This is a genomic window from Sphingobium sp. JAI105 (assembly GCF_015752145.1).
GTDB lineage: Bacteria > Pseudomonadota > Alphaproteobacteria > Sphingomonadales > Sphingomonadaceae > Sphingobium > Sphingobium xenophagum.
The window spans coordinates 2,358,811-2,379,186 of the sequence record NZ_JADOUC010000001.1 but is presented as its reverse complement, the minus strand read 5'-3'; the positions used below and the strand labels follow the sequence as shown (position 1 = coordinate 2,379,186).

Genomic DNA, 20,376 nt, shown 5'->3' with positions numbered 1-20,376 from the left:
GACGACAACACGTTCGTAAATTGCGACAATATTCCCGTATTGCGATTATATTGTCAATATATATAGACATAATCGTCTTAAAATGCAATTTTTCAAATTGACGGGCGACCGTCGTCGCAAGAGTTCAGCACGATGTTCGAGAGGACAGCATATTATGAGCACAAACCCACTCAAGGGATGGTCGGTCGATCCCGCCCAAATCGTCATGGTCGGCGAGGATCTCCAACGGCCCGAGTGTATCTTGGCCGAGCGCGACGGAACGATCTGGTCCGCCGACGCACGCGGCGGTGTGATGCGCATCGCCGCTGACGGTCAGCAACAGCTCATCAGCCAGAAGCAGGCTGGGGCGTTCGATCTAAATGCCGATCCTGCAGCAAGTCTCTTAACCGGCACCCTTCCGAACGGTCTGGCTTTCGCGCCAAATGGTGATTTTCTGATCGCGAATTTCGGTACCGATCGGCTCGAGCTAATGGATCGGAGCGGACAGACCTCGGTGCTGTTTGAGGACATCGACGGAAAGTGGCTGGGGAAAGTCAATTTCGTGCTGCGTGACAGCAAGAACCGCCTTTGGATCACCATATCGACCAAGATCAATCCTTGGAGCGATGCGATCTGCAAATCGGTATGCGATGGCGCCATCGTCCTTATGGACGAAAAGGGGCCGAGGGTCGTCGCAGAGGGCCTGTATTTCACGAACGAGCTGCGGCTCGACGCAGGGGAAGAATGGCTCTACGTCGCCGAGACGACAGCCAAGCGAGTATCGCGGTTCAAAGTGACGGCCGATGGTTTGGGTCCTCGAGAGACGTATGGCCCATCCGACCTAGGACGCGGCCTGATCGATGGAATCGCTTTCGATGCCGCAGGGAATCTCTGGGCGGCAATGGTATTCGCCGATAGGTTGGTGGCCATAACCCCCGACGGCGATGCGATCGAATTGCTCAACGACGGTGATGCGGCGGCAACGGACGCATTTGAGGCTGAGTTCGCTTCCGGAAAAGCCGTGTCCTTCGAAACCCTGTACGCCACGGGAGGAACGATTTGCCCGTGGCTGGCGAGCATCACCTTCGGTGGCGCTGACCTACAGACAGTGATGCTGGGCGGCCTGCGCGCATCGCGCATTCCCACCTTCCGTTCGCCCGTACCGGGTCTTCCGATGATCCATTGGTAACATGGCAGCCGGGATGGACAACAGCGCTCTCCCCCTCCGTTTCGCGCAGTCAGCCCGTTGGCAACGGGACATGCTCATATTGCGAGAGTCCGACGTCGATCTCGTTGGCGGCAGCCTGCACGAGGGCGGCTGCGCCTGCGATTTGAGCTTCCTTCGTGTCCTCCTCCCCGAGGACGATGCTGACGCTGCCCGCGATCTGGCGCTCGTCGTGGAAGATCGGCGCTGAGATCCCGATCATTCCCGGATCAAGTTGCCCATGCGTGACGCACACACGATCGGTCTTGATCTTGCGTAGCTTGTTTTTGAACTCGTCCCATGATTTGCCCAGCCCTGCAGCCTCTATCGTCTCCTGGTCCGCCGCATAGAGCGATCGCAGGGTCCGGCCCGGAAGATGCGCCAGGATCACTAATGAGGCTGCGCCCCTGTACAGGCCCATGGGCCGCCCCCGTTCATAGCTAACCGCTTGGTCGGGCTGATGCTCATGATGTTGATAAACGCACATGACCTGCTGGCGAAACCTCCGGCACAGAAGGCCAATTCCGTCGCCTCCATTCCGGCTCACCAGTCGTTTCAAGACGGGGCTCGCCACATTGATAAGGGGATCGCGGTGCCTGAGTTGCCGGTCATAGGCTATAATTGCAGGACCCAAGACATAGCGGCCACCAGACGTCGGATCCAGCAATCCGGCCTTGGTCAGGCTGCTGAAATATCTGTACGCTGTGCTCCCCGACACGTCGAGAGCATCGGCCGCGTCGTCAACGGTCCATTCGGGGGCTTCGAAACTGAAGAGCGCGAGCGCATTGAGAAGTTTGTCGGCTGTACTCATATTCACCCTTTGGTTCGAAGCCACAAGTTTGACCATTTTGCACAGATCGTTGCGCGATGTTAGGCAAAACTGTCGTATCCTGCGATTGGAGTGCATTCCAGTCGTGTTTGAACTGCGATTTGCGCTTGTGATACGTAAAATAACTATTGCGAGCCTGCAGCCAATTTGCGGTGGTAGCGCGCTTCGAGATGCCCTCCGGCCTACGATCTGCATGTGGCCTGCTGCCGGTCTGATGGACACCGAGATAAGGTGCTTTCATCAACCCGAGAGCATCAATCCAACAGAGGAAGTTCAGCCGCGAGTTCAAGCTCGAAGCGGTAAGATTGGTCCGTGAGGGCGGGGTGAGGGAAGCTATCGGCCGTTGGCAACGGCTCGTTGCAGCGATTCGGTCACGCAGCCGCCTTGTCTCGACCGCTGTTTCCACAAATTTCAACAACGACCCCGCGTAACCAGCGATGGCCTTCATCTGCGTCCAGTCGGGGATGCCACATCGCCGATATCGCGATTTCAGGGGTAGGCACGGGAAGTTCAAAGCTAGTAAGATTCACAAACATCTGTGCCGAACCCGTATCGCTAACCGTAAGACACGAACGCGGCACGAGCGCGACCAAGTCAGACTGGCCAGCGATGCGCATCGCATCGGCAAAGGCGGGCACGACCACTACCACATTCCGGTTCAATCCGAGCCTTTTTAACGCAGCGTCGACCGGTCCCATGAAGGAGCCTCTTCGGGACGCCACTACATGCTTGCAGGCCGCATATCGCTCGGGCGTTACAGGCGCTGTGAGGAGTTGATGCCCGGCGCGAACTGCACCGACAAATTCGGCTCGGAACAGTAGTTGCGTGCGTATCTCCGGTGCCGACAACCCGAGAACCCCGATTTCGAGATCGATTTGCGCTTCGCGCAGCAGGCCCGCGTCTTTATCGGGCTTAGGCGCAAAGCGCAGCCTGACGTGCGGCGCGACTTCGGCGACGCGCGCGACCAAGGGCGCGGAATAGAGTTCAACGAACCCCTCATTCGAGCGGATGGTAAAGGTACGCTCAAGTGTCGCGACGTCCAGTTCGCCGACGCGCGGGCTGAGTACCGTCCTTACGTCGCGCGCGAGCGCATGAACCTGCTCGCGCAGATTGATGGCATGGGGCGTCGGGACGAGCCGTCGTCCAGCGCGCACCAGCAGCGGGTCGCCGGTAGCTTCCCTAAGCCTAGCGAGCGTCCGGCTCATTGCGGAAGAGCTCAAGCCAAGCCTTCGCGCTGCTCCTACAACGCTCCCATCGGCGAGCAGCGCGTCGAGTGCGCTGAGGAGGTTCAGATCAACATCTTTCATGCAGACAGATTACCCAATGAGCGGCTCAATAGATAGCGCCGGGCGCAACTATATAGTGCATATGGTGCGTCTGGCGCGCATATTAGGCGTGAACCATATGCAATGCTTCAATGAACGATCGAAAGTTTTCGATATGATCAAGGATATGTCAGACGGCGTACAAGGCGCCATCCTCCTCGTCGGCGCATCGCGTGGTCTGGGCCTTGCCATGGCCCGCGAGTTCGTGAAGAAGGGGTGGAACGTGGTCGGCACTGTACAGGGTACCGATCGCACAGACCTGCACTATCTTGCCGAGCAGCACCCCGACCGCGTCGAGATCCTACAACTCGATATTACCGAGCCAGTCGATATCGCTGCCCTGCGTGATCGTCTTGCGGGACGTAGCTTCGACATCCTTTTCAACAATGCCGGCACAGCCAACAAGAATCAGGACGAGACCATCGCCGATGTATCGACGGAGGAATTCATCCATGTGATGGTCACCAATGCACTCAGCCCAATGCGCGTAATCGAAACGCTGCAGCAGCTTGTCCCTCCGACAGGGCTGATCGGCATCATGTCATCGGGTCAGGGGAGCGTTAGCGACAACAACAGAGGCGGACACGAGGTCTATCGGGGCACCAAGTCCGCGCTCAATCAGTATATGCGCAGCTTCGCGGCTCGCCATGCCGATGATCCGCGCGCGCTGGTGCTGATCGCGCCGGGCTGGGTGCGCACCGACCTTGGTGGCCCCGACGCGCCGCTTAGCGTCGAGGAGAGCATTCCCAAGGTAGTCGATGTGCTGCTTGCCCAGATGGGGACGCCTGGCCTGCGCTATCTCGATCGCAACGGTAAAACCGTTCCTTGGTGAGGCTCGTCGGCGTCTTCGATTGCTGATTGATGGGATCGAGGTGAGACATGATGATCGTTGGCCTAGAAGAGCATTTCGTTGCGCCTGAGGTTTGGACCGCTTGGCATTCGCTGGACCGGCGTTGGCGATATCCTGGACTTCAGCATCATCAATTCGATGACATCGGCGCGGGGACTGTCAGGAATTTCTGTGCGGCGAGGCATAACGGGCAACAAGGAGACCCAATATGTCACGACGCAAAGAACCTTCGATACCGAATGAGATTCTCGACCAACTGGACTTTTAACGATTTTGCGCCGGTCACCTATCTCATTATGCCATCTTGGCTTCGAAGGCGAGCGGGCTGATGCCGCCCAGCTATGAATGGCGGCGACCGGAATTGTAGAAGCCATTGATGTACTGGAAGATGGCTGTCTCTGCTTGCCGCCGGGTTGGCCAACTGTGCCGCCAGATCATTTCCGCCTTCAGGGATTTGAAGAAGGTCAAGATTTCCCTCTCCCCCCGGAGCACGCGGTTCTCAAGGCGAAGCCGTTCATTCTCACGTGCCAGATCTGCCTGCGACGCTGAAACCAGATCACTGGGCCGATACTGCGACGCCACTTGCCTAGCGTCGACTTGCCCACCCACAAATCCGACGCGACCCGTTCGCGTGACAACCCGCTGGTCAGCGCAATCGTAAGCGCTAAAATACCCCCACAGGGGAGCGCTTAGGCGGCTTGATCGATGACGGGGCTGGCGGTGGCGCGACTATCTACCCAGTTGTAGGGGAGCAGGTCATCGATGGGATCTGTGTCGCCGCGCAGGACGATGCGTGCGAGGACATCGGCGAGGTAGGCCTGCGGGTTGATACCGCCCAGTTTGCACGTTTCGATAAGGCTGGCGAAGGTTGCCCAGTTTTCAGCCCCCAGGTCATGGCCTGTGAACAGGGCATTTTTCCGCTGGAGGGTAATTGGCCTGATTGAGCGCTCAACGGTGTTGTTATCCAGCTCGATCCGTCCATCCTCAAGGAAGCGGACGAGGCCCTTCCAGTGGTTGAGGGTGTAACCGATGGCCTCGGCTGTATGGGAGCCGCGGGGTAGTTTGGGCAGCATTTCCTTGAGCCATGGCAGCATGTCCGCGATGATCGGAGCGGATTCAGCCTGGCGTACCGCCAGTCTGTGTTCGGGGCTGGAGCCTCGGATACGAGCCTCGATCTTGTAGAGCCCGGCGATCCGCCGCAGCGCCTCATCGGCGACTGGACTTGTAACGGTTTTGCGCCGGTCACCTATCTCATTACGCCACCTTGGCCTCAAAGGCGAGCGGACTGATGCCACCCAGATATGAATGGCGCCGCCGGGAATTGTAGAAGCCGTTGATGTACTGGAATATGGCAGCTTCAGCTTGCCGCCGGTTTGGCCAGCGCTGCCGCCAGATGAGTTCCGCCTTCAGTGATTTGAAGAAGGTCTCGACCGCAGAGTTGTCGTAACAATTGCCCTTGCCACTCATCGATGGACGCAGGCCATAGGCCTGCAGCTTCTTTTGATAGGCGTAGGAGCAATATTGACTGCCGCGATCGGAGTGGAAAATGCAGCCCTCGGGCGGCTGACGCAACCGCACCGCCATATCCAGCGCCCGGATCGCCAGGTCCTTTTTCATCCTGTCGCTGACCGCCCAGCCAACGACACGACGACTGTGCAGATCGAGGATGACGGCAAGATAGAGCCAGCCCTCCTGTGTCCAGACATAGGTGATGTCGCCCGCCCACTTGCGGTTGGGGGCATCGGCGGCGAAATCTCCATCCAACCAGTTCGCCGCTACGCCCAGGCGATGGTGGCTGTCCGTCGTAACCTTGTGCTTGCGCGTGCGGACCGGCTTGATCCCGTTGATCCGCATGAGGCGGCCGACCCGGCGCTCACCAACGTCGAGCCCGGCTTCCTTCAACTCCATCGTCATTCTCGGACGGCCGTAGCTGCCAAGGCTCAGGCTATATTGTTCCCGGATATGGGCCAGCACCCTCATGTCCGTCCGCTCCCGATGGCTGATGGGACGCGAACGCCAGGAACGATAGCCGCGCTCGCTCACCTGCAGGACACGGCACATCAACTCCACCGGCCAGCGATGCCGCCAGCTGTGCACAAAGGCGAACCTCACGGCCTTTGGCTCGCGAAGAACTGCGTGGCCTTTTTTAGGATTTCCCTCTCCTCCCGGAGCACACGGTTCTCAAGGCGAAGCCGTTCATTCTCTCGCGCCAGATCTGCCTGCGGCGCTGCCACCAGGTCAGACGGACGATAATGCGACACCCATTTGTTCAGCGTCGACTTGCCGACCCCCAAATCCGACGCGACCCGTTCGCGCGGCAACCCGCTGGTCAGCGCAATGCGTACCGCCTCCTGTTTGAACTCTTCACTATGCTTGATCATATCGTCGGTCTCCTTGAATGAGCCTTAAACTCTCAAGTGACCGGCACAAAACCGTTACAAGTCCAGACGCCCCGTCAGACGCAAGTACAAATTTGGGTTTGGCGCGTAGTCGGATGCTGCCATCTGTCCGGCCTCATTTTGCAGGATGTGCTGCGGGCCTGTATGGGAGTTCGCGGGTCAAATCCAAATCAAGTCCGCGTGCTTTGTGCACCTTGTAACGGTCTGGTTTTTTGACCCCGTCTCGCCGACTGTTGTGCCATACCTCCTTCGACCGACTGCGTCTTCCGACGACCTCTGATGACTTTGGCCGCCTATGCCACCATTGCCACCGGAGCTCTGTAATCCTCTTGCTTCGTAAGCAGTGCCCAGACGATCCGCGCTGTCTTGTTTGCCTGGGCCACTGTTACCAGCATGCGCGGCTTGCGGGCGAGCATTGCGGCAAGCCACGAACCTTCGGCCGCACCGCGCTTGCTGGCGTGACGCACAACAGCACTGCTGCCTATAATCAGCAATCGGCGCAGCGTGCGTTCACCCATCTTGGATGTCCGGCCCAACTTTGTCTTGCCGCCTGTAGATTTTTGCAGGGGCGTAAGGCCAAGCCAGGCGGCAAAGTCACGCCCGCGTTTGAATGTTGCTGCGGCAGGGGCCAGTGCGGCGATCGCTGTCGCCGCTATCGGCCCAATGCCGGGAATGGTCATCAGACGGCAAGCCACTTTATCTTCACGGGCTCGCCGCGCAATTTCCTTGTCGAGTTCCGCTACCCGGCGATCAAATTCTTCAAGTATCCCTAGCATGACGCGCAACATCTCGCGCGCAGCCTGTGGTAGCGACGTAGTGGCCTCATCATCGATCAGTTCGCCAAGCTGTGTTACCCAACTGGGGCCTTTAGGCGCAACCCAGCCATACTCGGCCATGTGCCCCCGAATCGCGTTGATAGTTTGCGTGCGTTGCCGGACAAGCATGGCCTCGATGAAGACGATCGGTTGAGGACTCGGCCGCTTTTCAAAACCTCTGCGACGAAGGTAGCTGCCGCTCGTCCCTCCTCCTGGTCCAGACCGTTGGTCTCGCCCGGCAGTCCGCCTGCTACGGGCGCTGTCAGGATGCGATCGATCAAGAGCGCGTTGTCCTGCGTTTCGACCATCATTTCTGTTTTGTCCCTTTCCGAACCAATCAGCGCACCACGGCGACACCCGGCATCGGGTAAACCGCAGCCATCGCGACTATCTGGGAATTCAAGGGGCGCCCCTTCGCTCGACTTGTTGAGGAGCGACAAATGCTTGGCGCATTCGACATCAGGCCTGGATGTCTGCCTTGGACAAGCGCGGCATTTGTCTGGCTGGCGAAAGGAAAGGTCGCGCAGGGACAAGTTTGCACCAGAGCCTCGCCTATCGTTTCCACCATTCTTCGAGAAAGGCTGCCAGCGGCAGTCGGAGAGGGCCACGGGGTGATCAACACGATATCTGAGCTGCTGCGCTGCTGGGCGCTTCGCGCGATCTGCGCAAACGAGGTTTCGGAATGACTCTCTCGTCCTATGTCCTCACTCTGTCCTGTCCGGACCAGCCCGGGATCGTCGCCCGCGTTACCGCTGAAATATTCAAGCATCAGGGCAATATTCGGGAGGCCAACCAGTTCGACGATGTCGAGACCGGTCGCTTCTTCATGCGCGTTCTGTTCGACGTCCCTAACGAAACTCTGGCTGCGGATTTGATCGAGCAGTTCGGGCCGATCGCACTGCGCCACAGCATGGCCTGGTCAATCCGGCAGCAGTCACGCCGTCGCAAGGTCCTGCTTCTGGCATCGAAGTTCGATCATTGCCTCAACGATCTCCTGTATCGGTGGCGGATCGGTGAGCTGAATATGGACGTCGTCGGCATCGTGTCGAATCATCCGCAAGAAACCTACGGTTCGACGGACATTGATGAAATCCCGTTTCACCATCTGCCAATCACCACGGATACCAAGCCTCAGCAGGAGGCGGAGATCAAAGCGATCGTCGACGACAGCGAGGCAGAGCTCGTCGTGCTCGCGCGATATATGCAGATTCTCTCCGGCGACCTCGCCAGCTTTCTGTCGGGCCGCTGCATTAATATCCATCACAGCTTCCTGCCAGGCTTCAAGGGCGCAAAGCCGTATCATCAGGCGCATGCCCGCGGCGTGAAGATGATCGGTGCGACGGCGCACTATGTAACCGCCGACCTCGACGAGGGCCCGATCATCGCCCAGGATGTCGAGCAGATTTCACACGCGGACTCTCCCACTACGCTGGTGCGGAAGGGCCGCGACATCGAACGCCGTGTTCTCGCACGCGCGGTCCGCTATCATCTTGACGATCGCGTACTGATGAACGGGTCCAAGACTGTCGTCTTCACGGACTGATCGTTATGGCGCAGATCATCAACGGCAAGTCGATTGCGGCCCAGATCGAACTGGAGGTGTCGGCCAGATCGGCGGATCTACTCGCTCATTTCGGAGACACCCCGGGCCTTGCCGTGGTGCTCGTTAGCAATGATCCGGCGAGCCAAGTCTATGTCGGGCACAAGATCGCGCAGACGAGAAAAGCAGGCATCCGCTCGATCGAGCATCGTCTTCCGGCGGATAGTGTAAACAGCCATTTGTCCTGCCGCTTCTGCTTGGCCTTGGTGAACTCGTAGAAGCCATCCATGAGGATCAGGCAGTGGTGCGACCCGAACTCGCGGCCTTCGGAGCGAAAATTATAGACGGGACGGTCGTTCTGGCTAGGCCAACTCCAGCGCCGATTGACGAACTCCCCGGTGCCACGCCGCTCGCCGCTGCGCACGATCGGCGCGACATCGGTGATCTTGATGTCTTCGCGCGAGGGCACATTGGGCAGACCCTCGGGCATGCCGAGCTTGATCGTGAGATTATCGAAATCCTCCGCAATCGACGCGATATCGACCTCAAGACGATAATCATTGCACATCGCGGCTCCTCATTCCGATGCCCTTGCCGATTGCGCATGTTCTATATATGTTCACGCCATGCAGGCCGAAGCAACCCGTTTCGATATGCACGCACCACTCGGCAGCCGCCGCGCGATCATCCGGCGAAACCCGGACGATAGGCAAGAGATCGAAATGGTGGAAGCGATCTGGGGTTCCGATCCCCGCTTCTCAGCTTCTCAAGCGGAAGCTCGATCCCTTTCATACGCTGCGAGGGCCAGCTTTTCTCCCGGAATCGGTGTCTCATAGCGGCCTCGGAATTCGTGATGGGCTATGGCCAGCAGCGCCAGCATGTCCGCCAGGCAGACGGCAACTTCTTCTACGTTGCTGGTATATGGAAGCCGTCTATGGCGGATTGCTGGCTCAGCTACCGGGTCGTGATGCTACCAACGAACCTCGATGTTGCACCCTTTCAGGATCGCAGCGGTGCAATCATCTTTCGGCGCCAGTTCATGCAGTGGCTGGACGCTACGCAGTCGAACGAGGAACTGCTCGCGCCTCCGCCCGAGGGAACCTTCGTCGTCGAACGGGCGGAGCTAGCTTTCTAGCTTGGCTGAAGCCCGGCTTTCGCTCGGGCGTTCCGGAAAGCGAGGATCAGAATCATGCCGCCGCTCAGAACGAGCGTGGCGAAACCTGCATATTGGACATAATGGAGTCCGATCGTCTCGGTGGGTCCGCTCTTGATGAGAAGCGCAGCCGAAGCCGGGCCCACTGCGTAGGCTGTGTTGCCAGCGACATACAGTGTCGCGTTCAGACGACCCGTCCCGTCGATTTTCGAGAGCAGACCGAGCAGATTGGGGAAACCACCGAGCCAGGCGAACACGTAAAGCCAGGTCGCGACCATGAAGCAGGGCCGGCCGGCCGGCGCCAAAAGCAAGATGATGACCGCGAGCGTCTGCAGGCCGATGAAGAAGACCAGCGGCTTCACAGATCCGAAGCGATCACCGACCACGATCGACAGCATCGCTCCGGCCAATCCGAACAGGTTGGCGCTTCCCAGGATGCGGGCTCGATCGTCGAAGGAAACCCCATGTTCTATTCCGAACTGGCCCATATACGGCCAGAAGCCGCCGATGCTGACATACCAGATGAACAGGGTGAGAAAGACGTAGAGATAGAGCGGTCGAGGGATCGGCGGAAGATCTGCGGTCTTCTTCTTGACGGCTGTTCGCAGGTCCGGAAACCATCGGACGGCCAGCATGGCGAGTGGGCCAGTGACCGCCAGTATGAAGAACAGCGCGTGAGGCCCGATGATTGTCTTCATCGCCGGCAACGACATCGCGCAGAGCGACGACAGGATCAGATAGCTTGTCGTGTAGAAACCCGACAGGCGCTGCGGGTGCGCCACTGTTGCGATCGCCGCTGCCATCAGGCCGACCGCATAGCCATGGCCCAAGCCTGCAACGGTTTGCCAGAAAAACAGGCTATTATCGTCGACCAGCGCGGTGCCGACGTTGCCAATAAGGATCGCGATCAAGGCAAAGATCAAAATCGGGCGTTGGCGCAACATCGTGGAGACGATCGTACCCACCGTAGCGGCGACCATCTCGACGCTGAGGAGATATCCGGCCATCGACTGCGAAAGACCGAAGTCCTTGATGAACGTCCCGATGTAGATCGCCTTGGTCGACGCGATCGCCATGCCCGCAATGCCGACAAGAACGATGGCGATATACCGGCGCGCGACGGAAACCTCGTCCGAACCGGCTGATCCCGCTTGAGTCAGCAACGTCAATCTCCCCGCCCCGACGCCGCTGGCACCCACCAATCGCGCCTCGATTCCAATGGATTCGGTGATCCATCATGCGATGAAGGTCGCACGATCATCCCGTTCCGGATTGTCGCCAGCGGACATTTTGGTTATCAGAATGTCTGGAACGGACACGCTGGTTAACGACATGACTTTAGGATGACATTGAGCGACACCGGCTTTCTGGTCCGGTACGCGGCGATCAACGGCAAAGGGCTGGCGGGATGACGCGAGCGGATAGCATGCCATGACGACAGCGACCGAAACCATCGTGGCGACAAGCGATCGGCCCGCACGCGTCGGCTTCCTCCTGATCTCGGGCTTTGCGATGCTCGCCTATGTCGCCGCAATCGAGTCATTGCGCGCGGCCAATCAGATCGCGAAGCAGACGCTTTACACCTGGCACCATCTCCGTCCCGACGACGATCCGGCCGTGGCATCCAATGATGTCGCCGTCGCGTGCGATTGTCTTGCCGGGGGCACTGAGCAGTTCGATCTCATTTTCGTTTGCGCGAGTGACGAAGCGGTGAGCTTCGACCAGGGTCACGCTTTGGCCTGGCTCCGGTCGCAGGCAGCACGTGGCGCGATGATCGGCGGCATCGGCGGCGGAGCGTTCATCCTGGCCCGCGCCGGGGTGCTCACAAACCATCGCATGACGCTGCACTGGGCTTATGCGCCCGCTTTCGCCGAAGAGTTTCCCAATGCCGACTTGCGTAAGTCGCTATATGAGATCGATGGCAAGAGGCTGACCTGCGGCGGCGGCATGTCACCGCTCGATATGATGCACGCGCTGTTCGTCCGCCGTCACGGTATGGAATTGGCGGATGGCGTCAGCGATTGGTTCCTGCACACCGACATCCGCGAGAGCTGGGACTCTCAGCGGCGATCGCTGGAAGCGCGTCTTGGAGTCAGCCACCCTGGATTGATCCGTGCGCTCGAGGCGATGGAAAATCGAATCGAAGATCCACTCAGCCGTGCCGAGCTGGCCGGCATCGCCGGTCTGTCGGAGCGACAACTCGATCGTCTGTTCGTCGCCCAGCTCAACTCCGCGCTGACCGCCTATTATCTGCGCTTGAGATTGGATCGATCCCGGCAGCTCGTGCGGCAAACCGGCCTTTCGCAGATGGAGATTGCGGTCGCGTCCGGTTTCAAGAGCGCCTCGCGCTTTTCCAAGGCCTATCGCGCCATGTTCGGGCTGCCGCCCAGCGCCGAGCGACAGGAAGCGCTGCGCTTGCGTCGACATGAAAAAATATCGGGCGACGCTGTGGCGTGACATCGCGCCCTTCCCACGCTCCATAGCAGACGCTCGTCGAGTTTTTACGCGGTCTGCGTTCCATGTAGCCGCACCTCCGGGTCGATAACGCTTTGCCGAGAGAGGGTGATTAACCACTCTCGATCAACGGCCAACTTCTATGTCCCGTCCGTGTTTCGCAAAAAAGCGCTTCCGGGACGAACCCGGAAGCGCAGTGGAATCGCGGAGAGTTGCGATTAGAATTGGACGCGCAGCTCGACGCCGTAGCTCCGCGGATCGACCGGATAGATGATCCGGTAAGGCGTCGTGGCTGATGCCTGGATCTGCGGCTCCTGTGTATTCGTCAGGTTCTGACCGACGAAGTAGACGCCATAACCTTCACGCTCGACGCCGATACGAGCGTTGAGATACTGCTTCTTTGGGACGCGCTGCGTGTTGCCTACCGCCAGGAACTGCGCGCTGTGCCACGACATGTCGGCACGGGCGTTCAACGTCCAGACGTCATTGAGGGGCTGATCGACCTGGCCCGAGAATGAGCCGCTCCACTTCGGAGCACGCGGCGACGTCGTGCCGTTCGTCACGTCGGCATCCAGATATGCCAGCGTCGCACTCAGCGTGATCGGCTCGGCAATGCGAACAGATGTCTCTAGCTCGGCGCCCTTGATCCTGGTCTTGGGCACGGTCACCGGGATGCGGAAAGGTGCCACGTTGGTGGTCGCGAACAGCTGCTGGTTGGAATAGTCGATGTGGAACACCGATGCGTTCGCCACCAGCTTACGATCGAACCAGGACGTCTTGAAGCCTGCTTCGTAGTTCGTCGTCTTCTCCGGGATGGCGAAGGATCCGACGTTGAAATAGCCAGCCCGAAAGCCCCTCGACGCCGTGACATAGACCATTTTGGTTTCGTCGATCTTGTAGCTGATCTGGCCCTTGGGCTGGAAGGAGTGAGCGCGCTCGTGCTGGCTGTTCTGAAGCACACCCGTTTGGTCAGGGACGCGGATGATGTTGGTGTAGCCGAAATCGGCGTAGCTGGTGTTCTTATACTTCTGCCGATCGTATCGACCGTTCGCGGTCAGCTCGAAATTGCCCAGATGCGCGCTGATCTGACCGTAGACACCCCACCACTTGTCATATTTGCGATTGTGGGTGAACGAAACCTGCGGCCGGTTGAGCGTGCCAGCCACTTCGTTGAAGTTGCGGGTGACGGAGTCAACACGACGCCACAGACCGGAGCCGCCGACGAGCCACTCGATGGTTTCGCTGTCCTTCGAAGCGATGCGGACATCCTGGAAGAACGCATCGATGTCGTCCGAACCTGCCTGGAAGCGCTCGATGACCTGACCGGCGGCGGCGCGGTTGCCGAATGCGCGGGTATTGGCGAGACACAGCGTTCCGCCGAGGCCATCGGGGGCCGGGAAGCTGGGCGCGTTCACGTCGTCATAGCAAGCGCTGCCGACACCGTGCTGGCGCCCCTTGTCGTAGCTAGTGACCGAGCTGAGCTCCACGATATCGGCATCATATTTGAGACGCGCCGCAACCCGTCCGAAGGTGCGGGTCTGGGTGCCGGGCTCGCGACGGGCGAACACCGGGTTTTTGGTGTTGATCACGTCCGAGATATTTCCCGCCACCGAACCGCGGCCCTGGAAGCTGTAGCCGCCATGCTCGCGGTCATAGGTCGTGCGGATATCGGCCTCGAACCGCTCGGTCGGTACCAGGATGAGACGGCTCTCGAATGATTTGCGGTTGTGGAAGTCGAGATGGACGCCGTTGGTCTGGCTGTTGATTCGACCGTCATCGTCCCGATACTGACCCGAGATGCGCAGCAAGACCTTGTCGGCGATGAGCGCGCCGGAGACGGCGGCGGATGCCTGAAGATCGTCACCATTGCCGTAATAGACCCGGGCTTCTCCCGTGAAATCGTTGGTCGGACGCTTGGTCACGATGTTGATGGCGCCGGCGATCGCGTTGAAGCCGTAAAGTGCCGACTGCGGACCGCGCAGAACCTCGATCCGCTCCACGCCAGCCAACGAACCGGCCGTCAGAGCGTCGCTTGAGCTCGTGGGGACGCCATCGACGATCAGCGATACCGAAGGCCAGCCGCCCTGGGCGGAGCCGATACCGCGCATGCGTATATCGAAGAAATTGGCCGAGAAGGCGCGGCCGTCGCGGAAGTTCAGGTTGGGGGTGAGCCGCGAAAGGTCGGTGACATTCTTGATGTTGGCGTTAACAAGCGTCGACTGGCTGAATGCAGAGATCGCGTCAGGAACGCGCTGCAGGCTTTCGGAGCGCTGACGCGCCGTGACCACGATGTCGCCAATACCGCTATTCTGTTCTGCTTGTTGCGGAGCGGTCATTTGTTCCTGCGCAAGCGCCGGCGTGCCGGCGAGTACAACGCCGATCACGACCGAAGACCCTAAACAAAATTTTAGATAATGGCTCATAACAGCCCCCTTCCCTTTATTGTTACAGGAGTATTTATATGGGCTATTGGCGACGGTGAGTTTCCCGAGAGGGACGCATATTTGCTCATCAAACGCATTTTGCAGCGGCATTTTGAGCTGAGCTTCATGTGTGGCTATCTTGCCATTGTCTGCGCCGAACGGCGCGATCAGGACGACAGGAAATTCGGGCTGAATGTCAGTCCTTGGGACGACGGCGACGCATCTCGTCAGCCCGCTCCTCGCGCGGCGAGACGCCAAACACCCGGCGGTAGCATTTCGAGAAGGTGCTTGCTCGGTTGAAGCCGCAGGCCATCGCAATTTCCAGTAGCGTCATGTTGCTCTGGATGATCAGCTCATAGGCACGGCGCAGTCGAAGCTGCAGATAATAGGGACTCAAAGGCTTGCCAACCTGGGCATCGAACAGCCTGTTGAGTTGCCGTTCCGAGACACCCGCAATCTTGGCGAGCTCGGCGCGGGACAGTGGCTCCTCGAGATTGCCTTCCATCGCCTCGAGGGCTCGAATCAGTCCAGGATGGCTGACCCCCATGCGCGTCTGTAGCGAGGGACGCTGAGGCCGCTGGCCATATTCGGTATGAACTAGCCACTCGCTCACGTCGGCGGCGATCTCATTTCCATATCGCGCCTTGATCACCTCGTGCATCATGTCGATCGTAGACAGCCCTCCGCCACAGGTGATGCGGTTCCGATCGATTTCATAGATCGACCGCGTTACCTGGTAGGTGGGGAATTCTTCAAGGAAAGCCGACTGCTTCTCCCAGTGGACAGCGCATTTATGATTTTCCAGCAGACCGGCGCGAGCAAGCAGCCAAACCCCCCCGGAAAATCCGCCGACGATGATATCCTTGCGGGCCATGTGTCGCAGCCACTTGAACACGGTCTCGTCACGATACTTCGCGGAATTGCTTGGTGAAGAGACGAGCAGCATGTCGACGACGATATCGTCGTTAATGCTGAAATCCGCCTTGAAGGAGCCGCCACACAAGGAACTGACCGGCTGACCGTCCGCCGTGATCACCTTCCAGTCGAACAGCTTGCGTCCTGAACGTGTATTGGCGGCGCGCATTGGTTCGACCGCTGCGGCATAAGAAAGCAGGATGAACTCGGGGGGAAGAAGGAATCCGACGACATAGGGCCGCGGCGCCGCAAGTTTGGTCGACGCTGACACCACACGCTGTCGTGGTCCCGGTGGCTCATCTAACTCACGGTCGCGCACAGCCCTGTCCTTCGAACCTATATCCTCTGCAATTTTCGCGCCGGTACCCCGGCCGGACATCTATACCGAATATGCTGCGACGACCCGCATCCCGTGGCGTCGAGGTCGCCGCCGGTAAGGAGCAGGTCGGTGCCAACGAACCTGCTCCCGTCATCATTAATCCTAGCCGACCAATTCCGCGCTATCTGCGGCCTGGCTGGCCGCCGCCGGACCATAACCATAGACATCAGCCGCAGCCTCGGCACTTACCAGTCCGAGCCGGACGTCACGTTCGACCGCCGCACGATCGCGTTCCAGGGGATTGCCGAACCCTCCACCTCCCGCGAGCAGGATTTCGACGATCTCGCCCCGATCGGACACGGGGCGGACACCGCCCTTGTCGAGTACGGTGATCCGCATGCCTTCGGCGTCGAGAAGGGCGCCACCACCAACGCCGCCGGCGCCGCCGCCGAACAGGCCGGGCTGATCGAGCGAATCCGGGAAGAAGCCTATCATCGTATCGACGCCATCATTGGCCAGCTTTTGGAAGCGAACGCGCTGACCGAGGCCGCCGCGGAACCGGCCCGCCCCGCCTGAATCTTGAATGAAGCTCTTCTCGATCACCATGACGGGGACCCGCGATTCAAACATTTCGATCGAAGTGTTGCCCGCCGAGGTAGGGAACAGCAGGCTCGATCGGCCGTCTCGGCTCGACGACGCACCCTGCCCGCCGCCATTGAAGAAGAGTTCGGAATACGGCGTCCCCCTGGCATCGACGCCCGAAATCTTGGGATTGACCGGAATGCCGGTGAACGCCTGCACCCTGTCGGGCAGTGCCGTTGCAAGAGCCCGGAAGACCGTCGGATTGAGATACCAGCCCGATCGGGTCCGCTGGCTGACCGGTGCGGTACGGCTGCAGTTGAACAACGTCCCCTCCGGAATCTTCACCGTGAACGGACGATAGCAACCGGCGTTGCCTCGAACATGCGGGGTAAGGATGCACTTGAGGGGATAGGTCGCCGCAGCGGTTGAATAGCTGAGTGTGGCGTTGAACGCCCCCACCTTCAGCTGCGGCGGTGCGCCCTCGAAATCCAGTTCGATCTCGTCGCCCTTGACCGTCATCTTCAGCGGAATCCGAAGACGCTCGTCGACCGGGTTACACCAGCAATCCGACGTATATTCGCCATCAGGGATCGCACGGATGGCGTCACGCATGGCCTTTTCCGACAGACCCTGCACAACGGCGGTCAGCGCACGAAGATCGCCCATCCCGTAATCGCGCATGAATGCCAGCAGACGCTTACCACCGATCTCATTGGCAGCGACCATCGCCTGGATGTCGCCGATGACTTGGTCACTGCCGCGTACGTTCTCCGCGAGAATGCGGAATAGGGTTTCATTGGGCTTGCCGGCCTCAAACAGCTTCATCGGCGGGATTTGCACCCCTTCCTCGAAGATCTCGCGTGTCGTGCTCGGATTACGCGTCCCGCCGATATCCGAGACATGCGCGACGGTCGCAGTGAGCCCGACCAGCGTGTCATCGCGGAAAATCGGGGTCACGACCGCGATGTCGAAAAGATGACCTGCCAGCAACCAAGGGTCATTGCAGATCAGCACGTCACCCGGACGAAGGGTTTCGGACGGGTAGATCTCCAGCATCTTCTTCACGCCATTCGGCAGCGAGAGGTTGAAAATTGGCATAGCACGCGGCGAATGAACGATCGGTTCACCCTGCGGATCGAGGAGCTCGCATGCGAAATCCTGAGCATCCGAGATAACCAGCGAGAAGGCCGTCCGGCAAACTGTCGACCACATCTCTTCAGTTACGGTGACAAGGCGGCTCCACATGATCTCGAGCGCGATAGGATCGGCATGGATACGATCGATAGCATCTTCGAGCCGGGTCTGAGCTGTCACAATCTCGGGGAGCGCCACCGTTGCCGCGATCGAAATGCGTAGGTTCAAGGCTTCATCGACCACGAAAGAGTCGCCAGGCGCGATAACCGTCGTCGCCTCACGCTCCTCAATGATCGCAGGCCCGGCAAAGCTGTCTCCAGGGGTCAGCGCATAGCGGTCATAGACATTCGTGTCGTGATAGTCGCGGTCGAACCATGCCTTGCGGGTGCCTTTGCTCTTTGCCGCCTGATCGCCGCCGTCGGCTGCCCCCTTGAGCGATACAGTCGGTGCGCGGCCCGCGACGCGAACACGGAAGTTGATCGCCTCGACGCGCGCGCCGTCCGGTACCGACGTGTAGCGCTGTGAGTAAATTCGGGCGAAGTTCTCGCGGATCTCGTCGAGATGACGCCCCTCGAGATCACCTGCTGGCAGTGGCACCGAAATATCATGCAGCTGACCGACAAGGCGCATGTCCGCACTGGCGGCAACGCTGATATCGCTCGCGACGACACCCGCCTCGACCAGGCGCTGACGACCTTCTTCGGCCATCTCGCGCAGAACGGGGTTGACCGCTGCAGCATCGAAGCCTTCCGAGAACTCGATCGGGCGCGAGCGGACCATTTGATAGGACAGCGGCGCAGTCAGGAAACCGAGGGCTGAAGCGGCACCGGACCCCGGAGGAATGATCACCTGCTTGATGCCGAGGACACGCGCGACGTCGCATGCATGCGCCGGGCCCGCCCCGCCGAAACCGACCATGGCATAATGGCGCGGATCAAGGCCCTTCTCGATCAGATGGACGCGCGCGGCCGCCGCCATGCTCTCGACCACAACCTTGTGAATGCCCCAGGCCGCTTCCTCGACCGAGAGACTGAGCGGCTTGGCCAAGGTCCCAACCGCCCGAGCGGCGGCGTCCTTGTCGAGGGCCATGCGGCCGCCGAGGAAAAAGCCCGGATCATAATAGCCCAACACGAGGTTAGCGTCGGTAACCGTCGGCTTCGTTCCGCCAAGACCATAACAGGCCGGGCCCGGATCCGATGCCGCCGAGTGCGGCCCCACCTTCAGCAAGCCGACGTCGTCGATCGCCGCGATGGAGCCGCCGCCGGCACCGATTTCAATCAGGTCCACGGTCGGGGTCTTGATCGGCAGGCCGGAGCCCTTGGCGAAGCGATGCGCGCGCCCGGCTTCCAGCATAGGAGCGATTTCGACTTCGCCATTCTCGATAAGGCAGGCCTTGGCGGTCGTACCGCCCATATCGAACGCGATGACCTCGGTCTTGCCTGCAAGGCGGCCGAATAGCGCCGTTGCAAGCGCCCCGCCGGCGGGACCGGATTCGAGCAAACGGATCGGAAAGGCGCGGGCGGTGGTCAATGACACCAGACCACCTGCAGAGTGCATCAGATAGAGGATACCGCGGAAGTTCCGAGCGGAAAGCTCGCGTTCGAGCTTTTGCAGATAGCGGTCCATGAGCGGCTGAACATAGGCGTTCGCGCAGGTGGTTACGCTGCGCTCATATTCGGAGATTTCGGCCACCACTTCCGATGAAAGCGAAACAGCCAGTTCCGGGAACTCCGCCTGAACAATCTGACCGACAGCCTGTTCATGCGCAGGGTTGCGGTAGGAGTTGAGGAAACAGACCGCGACAGCCTCGACGCCCTCGTTGATGAGCTCGCGCAACTGCTTGCGCACCGCCTCGGTATCGAGGCCTTGCACGACATAACCATCGCGGTTGATCCGCTCATCGATCTCGCGCCGCAAATCGCGCGAGACCATGGGGTCCGGAAATTCAAGGAAAAGATCGTAGATATCGTAGCGTTGCTCGCGGCCGATCTCGAGCGCGTCGCGGAATCCTTTTGTCGTCAGAAGCCCGAGTTTCGCGCCCTTGCGCTCGATCACAGCGTTCGTCACCAGCGTCGTGCCATGGACGATTTCGCTGATATCGCTGAGAGTGATGCCGGCCTGCTCGACCAACTCCTGCAGGCCTGCGAGTGCGGCGATCGACGGATCCTTCGGCGTGGTCAACCGCTTGTGCAGGCGCACGCTGCCGCGCTCATTATCAAGCAGGACAAAGTCTGTGAACGTGCCTCCGATATCAAAACCAATGCGCCAGCGATCAGTGGTGGTGTTGATAGGGGCCGTCACGAATCTTCTCCTTTGAAACCGGTTTCCCGCATTCCTCCCGCCAAGGCGGCCGGACGCGACTTGCGCAGCGATGAACATCGACATCGACAGCGTTGCGCTCGGCATGTTCGCAAACGCTCATCTGGACGTCCGCCATCGGTGCGGTATGGGAGAA

General features: G+C 59.7%; 13 protein-coding genes and 4 pseudogenes. 6 read left to right on the top strand and 11 right to left on the bottom strand.

Annotated elements, in window-relative coordinates; genetic code table 11:
* Window positions 1–154 precede the first annotated feature (154 nt).
* The gene (locus IWY39_RS11360) at window positions 155–1,168 is read left to right on the top strand and encodes an SMP-30/gluconolactonase/LRE family protein (RefSeq protein ID WP_196871523.1); all 1,014 of its coding nucleotides are present in this window, start codon (window positions 155–157) and stop codon (window positions 1,166–1,168) included.
* 49 nt (window positions 1,169–1,217) lie between these two features.
* Here the strand turns inward: IWY39_RS11360 and IWY39_RS11355 are convergent, their stop codons facing one another.
* Window positions 1,218–1,994: an IclR family transcriptional regulator gene (locus tag IWY39_RS11355; RefSeq protein ID WP_196871522.1), complete on the bottom strand. Its 777-nt coding sequence runs from the start codon at window positions 1,992–1,994 to the stop codon at window positions 1,218–1,220.
* 389 nt (window positions 1,995–2,383) lie between these two features.
* Entirely contained in the window at window positions 2,384–3,319 is a 936-nt protein-coding gene (locus IWY39_RS11350) for a LysR family transcriptional regulator (protein ID WP_196871521.1), read from the bottom strand.
* A 133-nt stretch (window positions 3,320–3,452) separates the two neighbouring features.
* Between IWY39_RS11350 and IWY39_RS11345 the strand changes: the two genes are divergently transcribed.
* Window positions 3,453–4,169 (top strand): SDR family oxidoreductase, encoded by a 717-nt coding sequence (locus IWY39_RS11345; protein WP_231377517.1) that lies wholly within the window; start codon window positions 3,453–3,455, stop codon window positions 4,167–4,169.
* A gap of 357 nt (window positions 4,170–4,526) precedes the next feature.
* Here IWY39_RS11345 and IWY39_RS24025 read toward each other — a convergent pair.
* The 5 genes and pseudogenes from IWY39_RS24025 to IWY39_RS11325 all read right to left on the bottom strand — a co-directional run.
* A pseudogene (locus tag IWY39_RS24025) lies at window positions 4,527–4,652 on the bottom strand (IS3 family transposase); the annotation flags it as partial.
* Window positions 4,629–4,858: pseudogene (locus IWY39_RS24600) on the bottom strand (IS3-like element IS1133 family transposase); the annotation flags it as partial. The pseudogenes IWY39_RS24025 and IWY39_RS24600, both read right to left, overlap by 24 nt.
* Before the next feature lie 18 nt (window positions 4,859–4,876).
* Window positions 4,877–5,410: pseudogene (locus IWY39_RS11335) on the bottom strand (IS66 family transposase); the annotation flags it as partial.
* A gap of 31 nt (window positions 5,411–5,441) precedes the next feature.
* Window positions 5,442–6,568, bottom strand: a protein-coding gene (locus tag IWY39_RS11330) for an IS3 family transposase (protein WP_196871496.1) whose coding sequence is annotated in 2 segments (ribosomal slippage) — window positions 5,442–6,337 and window positions 6,337–6,568 — 1,128 coding nt in all. Because the reading frame shifts where the segments join, the coding sequence is not laid out codon by codon here.
* A 311-nt stretch (window positions 6,569–6,879) separates the two neighbouring features.
* Window positions 6,880–7,530 (bottom strand): annotated as a pseudogene (locus tag IWY39_RS11325) (IS110 family transposase); the annotation flags it as partial.
* Between the two features lie 553 nt (window positions 7,531–8,083).
* On the opposite strand from IWY39_RS11325, the gene purU reads away from it, so the two are divergent.
* The 3 genes from purU to IWY39_RS24020 all read left to right on the top strand — a co-directional run bounded on the left by purU (window position 8,084) and on the right by IWY39_RS24020 (window position 10,076).
* On the top strand, window positions 8,084–8,944 hold the full coding sequence (gene purU / locus IWY39_RS11320) for a formyltetrahydrofolate deformylase (protein ID WP_196871520.1): 861 nt from the start codon (window positions 8,084–8,086) through the stop codon (window positions 8,942–8,944).
* A 5-nt stretch (window positions 8,945–8,949) separates the two neighbouring features.
* Window positions 8,950–9,219, top strand: a complete 270-nt coding sequence (locus IWY39_RS11315) for a tetrahydrofolate dehydrogenase/cyclohydrolase catalytic domain-containing protein (RefSeq protein ID WP_196871519.1) — start codon at window positions 8,950–8,952, stop codon at window positions 9,217–9,219.
* A 575-nt stretch (window positions 9,220–9,794) separates the two neighbouring features.
* Entirely contained in the window at window positions 9,795–10,076 is a 282-nt protein-coding gene (locus IWY39_RS24020) for an SOS response-associated peptidase family protein (protein ID WP_231377515.1), read from the top strand.
* On the opposite strand, the gene IWY39_RS11300 is transcribed toward IWY39_RS24020, so the two are convergent.
* Window positions 10,073–11,293 (bottom strand): MFS transporter, encoded by a 1,221-nt coding sequence (locus IWY39_RS11300; RefSeq protein WP_331274476.1) that lies wholly within the window; start codon window positions 11,291–11,293, stop codon window positions 10,073–10,075. The genes IWY39_RS24020 and IWY39_RS11300 overlap by 4 nt on opposite strands.
* A gap of 232 nt (window positions 11,294–11,525) precedes the next feature.
* Here IWY39_RS11300 and IWY39_RS11295 point away from each other — a divergent pair, with 232 nt between their 5' ends.
* Entirely contained in the window at window positions 11,526–12,551 is a 1,026-nt protein-coding gene (locus IWY39_RS11295) for a GlxA family transcriptional regulator (protein ID WP_196871517.1), read from the top strand.
* Window positions 12,552–12,766: 215 nt separating this feature from the next.
* Here the strand turns inward: IWY39_RS11295 and IWY39_RS11290 are convergent, their stop codons facing one another.
* The 3 genes from IWY39_RS11290 to IWY39_RS11280 form a co-directional block, all read right to left on the bottom strand.
* Window positions 12,767–14,971: a TonB-dependent receptor gene (locus tag IWY39_RS11290; RefSeq protein ID WP_196871516.1), complete on the bottom strand. Its 2,205-nt coding sequence runs from the start codon at window positions 14,969–14,971 to the stop codon at window positions 12,767–12,769.
* Window positions 14,972–15,167: 196 nt separating this feature from the next.
* Window positions 15,168–16,205, bottom strand: coding sequence for a GlxA family transcriptional regulator (locus IWY39_RS11285; protein ID WP_196871515.1), 1,038 nt, complete (start codon window positions 16,203–16,205; stop codon window positions 15,168–15,170).
* Window positions 16,206–16,367: 162 nt separating this feature from the next.
* Window positions 16,368–20,222 (bottom strand): hydantoinase B/oxoprolinase family protein, encoded by a 3,855-nt coding sequence (locus IWY39_RS11280; RefSeq protein ID WP_196871514.1) that lies wholly within the window; start codon window positions 20,220–20,222, stop codon window positions 16,368–16,370.
* Window positions 20,223–20,376: the final 154 nt, after the last annotated feature.